The organism is Dietzia sp. HMSC21D01, assembly GCF_001815995.1.
GTDB lineage: Bacteria > Actinomycetota > Actinomycetes > Mycobacteriales > Mycobacteriaceae > Dietzia > Dietzia cinnamea.
Genome location: NZ_KV823900.1, coordinates 1 through 3,069 on the forward strand (window position 1 = coordinate 1; position 3,069 = coordinate 3,069).

General features: G+C 72.4%; 3 protein-coding genes and 1 riboswitch. All 3 genes read right to left on the minus strand.

Annotated features, from left to right (window positions below):
- Positions 1-909: magnesium chelatase ATPase subunit I (locus HMPREF3086_RS08385; protein WP_168169073.1), on the minus strand; the 909-nt coding region annotated here is incomplete at its 3' end.
- A gap of 21 nt (positions 910-930) precedes the next feature.
- Positions 931-1,118, minus strand: a riboswitch (cobalamin riboswitch).
- A gap of 70 nt (positions 1,119-1,188) precedes the next feature.
- Positions 1,189-1,815 (minus strand): response regulator transcription factor, encoded by a 627-nt coding sequence (locus HMPREF3086_RS08390; RefSeq protein ID WP_305790932.1) that lies wholly within the window; start codon positions 1,813-1,815, stop codon positions 1,189-1,191.
- Positions 1,812-3,065, minus strand: coding sequence for a sensor histidine kinase (locus HMPREF3086_RS08395; protein WP_246830942.1), 1,254 nt, complete (start codon positions 3,063-3,065; stop codon positions 1,812-1,814). Before HMPREF3086_RS08395 ends, HMPREF3086_RS08390 begins: the two co-directional genes overlap by 4 nt.
- Between the last annotated feature and the right edge of the window lie 4 nt (positions 3,066-3,069).

The following is a 3,069-nucleotide window of genomic DNA, read 5'->3' on the forward strand; positions in this document are numbered from 1 at the left end:
CCGGATGTCCTCGCGGCCGATGCGCGTGCGGCCGTGCCACGCGGCGTGGGCTGCGGCCGCGCGGGCGGTGACGATGTCGGCGCGCATTCCGTCCACGTCGAAGCCCGCGCAGACCCGCGCGATGGTGGCCAGTGCCCACTCGGTGAGCCTGACCTCGCCGAGGACGCGGCGGGCGGCGGCGACCCGCTCACGCAGGGCGCGCTCGTCGTCGGCGTACGCGGCGGCGAACCCGGCGGGGTCGGCCTCGAACGCGATGCGGCGGCGCACCACCTCGGCCCGCAGTTCGGGGTCGCGCGGCGCGGCCACCTCCACGGTGAGACCGAAGCGGTCCAGCAGCTGCGGGCGGAGCTCGCCCTCCTCGGGATTCATGGTGCCGACCAGCACGAAACGGGCGGCGTGCTCGACCGACAGGCCATCGCGCTCGACGGTGACGCGGCCCATCGCGGCGGCGTCGAGGAGCTGGTCCACCACGTGGTCGTGGAGCAGGTTGACCTCGTCAACGTAGAGGATCCCGCGGTGGGCGCGAGCGAGCAGGCCGGGCTGGAACACGGTCACGCCGTCGGACAGCGCGCTCTCCAGGTGCAGCGACCCGGTGATCCGGTCCTCGGACACCCCGACCGGAAGCTCGACCAGGCGGACCGGCCGCCGCTCGGTGGGAGCGTCGGTGGGGATGCGGCCGTCGGGGGTCTCGGTGCCGCGGTCGTCGGGCGCGGAGGAGAAGCGGTCGCCGGTGACCACCTCGATCTCCGGGAGGACTCCGGCGAGGGCGCGGACCATCGTGGACTTGGCCGTGCCCTTCTCACCACGGATGAGGACGCCGCCGACCTGCGGCGACACCGCGGTGAGGGTGAGGGCCAGCGCCATGTCGTCGGAGCCGACAACGGCGCTGAAGGGGTAGTGCAATGGCATGGGGGCTCCCGCTCTCGTCTGCCAGGCTGGTCAGCGCGAGGCCGGTCTCCGGACTTCCCGGCTCATCTCGCGGCTCGCGCGCTGGGCGCAGTGTCGCGGGAGGCCGGGTCACCGTAGCGGGCCCTGTGCCGGATTCTCACCGGCTTCCCTGATTCTCCCCTCCGCACCGCCTGGGCGGGTCGTGGGGCACCTCGTGCTGTGGGTCGTGTTCGGTTGTGGTGCTGAGGGTAGTCCAGGCACCGGTCACCAGCGGCACAGGGGAGCAGCGGACCCGCTCGGCTAGACGGCTCCGAGTTCGCGGGCCCGGGCCACGGCTGCGGTCCGCGTGGTGACGCCGAGCTTGTCGAAGATGTGCACCAGGTGGGTTTTGACGGTCGCCTCCGACACGTTCAGCGAGGCGGCGGCCTGTCTGTTGGTGGCACCGTCCGCCACCGCCCGGAGGACCTCCGTTTCGCGATCGGTGAGTAGTGGACGCGGGTCGCGTAGTCGGCCCATGAGCTTGCCGGCGACGGTGGGGGAGAGCGCACTCTCGCCCGCTGCGGCGGCGCGGACCGCGCCCAGGAGGTCGTCGGGGCCGGCGTCCTTGAGGAGGTAACCGCAGGCGCCGGCCTCGATCGCGCCGAGGATGTCCGAGTCCGTGTCGTGACTGGTGAGAACCAGGACCTGGGGAGGGTCGGCGAGCTCCCGGATCCTGGCCGTGGCCCGGACCCCGGCGGTGGCATCGCCGGAGAAGCGCAGGTCCATGAGCACTACGTCCACGTCCCCGATCCTGCAGCGCTCCACGGCGGCGTCGGCATCAGCGACGTCTGCGATCACCTCGATTGACGGATCGGAAGCGAGTAGCGCCCGCAGCCCCGTCCGCACCACCCCGTGGTCGTCCGCGATCAGCACCCGCACCCTCGTCACAGCTCCTTCTCCGTCGTCCCCGTCGGCAGCACCGCACGGACCGACGTACCGCCGCCCACCTCCGACTCCACCTCGAGTGTCCCTCCCAGGTCGTCGACCCGACGGGCCATCCCGTCCAGCCCGAACGAGGCCGCGGTGCGAGGGGCGGTGGTGTCGAACCCGCATCCGTCGTCGTGGACCTCCAGCTGCACCGAGGTGGGGCGGTGGTCGAGGGTGATCCTGATCTGGTCGGGCGACCCGTGCTTGACCGCGTTGGTCAGGGCCTCCTGCGTCACCCTGACGAGTACCGCCGAGAGTTCCGCGGGTGGGTCGGCGGTCGGATCGCCACCCACCGACACGGCGAGTCCGGGGTTCTCGGTCCCCACCCGCTCGGCGATCCGGCGCAGGGCCCCGGCCAGCGAGACACCGTCGAGTGGTGCCGGGCGCAGCGCGGCGATGAGCCTGCGCGTCTCGGTGAGGTTCTCGCCCGCCACCTCGCGGGCGAGACGGATCTGCTCCACCGCGGGATGCGAGGGATCCGAGCGCTCGGCGGCGTGCAACAGCATTCCGATGCTGGACAACCCCTGCGCCACGGTGTCGTGGATCTCGCCTGCCAGCCGGGCCCGCTCGGCCTCTCGTCCCACCTCCCGTTCCCGGGCGGCGAGCTCGGAGCGCGTGGCCATGAGTTCGGCGATCACCGCACGCCGGGCCTGCGACTCGCGGTGTAGCGCGCGCACGCCGGCCCCCAGACCGAGCGCCACGAGTGCTCCCACCACCGGCCCGATGATCCCCGCGGCGGTGAAGCCCTCGTGTAGTCCCAAGGCCAGCACCGCGACTGCGGCAAGAAAGGCCACCGCCGCCGCGCCCGTCCACACGCCGAGGAGGAACTGGGCCAGGAAGAACAGTGGGAACACGAGGTAGGCGGCCTCAGGCACCTGGACCACGAGAGCCGCCCACAGCACGAGGACGGCGGCCAACCAGCCCAGGCGGACGGTGCTGGCCGTCTCGCGACGGCGCTCCCACACGGTTCCGATGCAGTACACGGCAGCGAATCCCGCGGCGGTCGCCGCGGCCGGGACGTTGAGGACGCCGGAGGCGTCGCTGTGCGCGCCGACCAGGGTGAGCACGAGCAGTGCTGCCACCAGTGTGTGCAGGGCGATCTGCAGTTGGGTGAACACCACACGTACCCCCGCCGACTCGGGCGGGAGCTCCGCGGCGGTCGTTGGCTCCGAGGTCACCAGGTCGACGCTAGGAGCGTGGGTCAGTAACACGCCA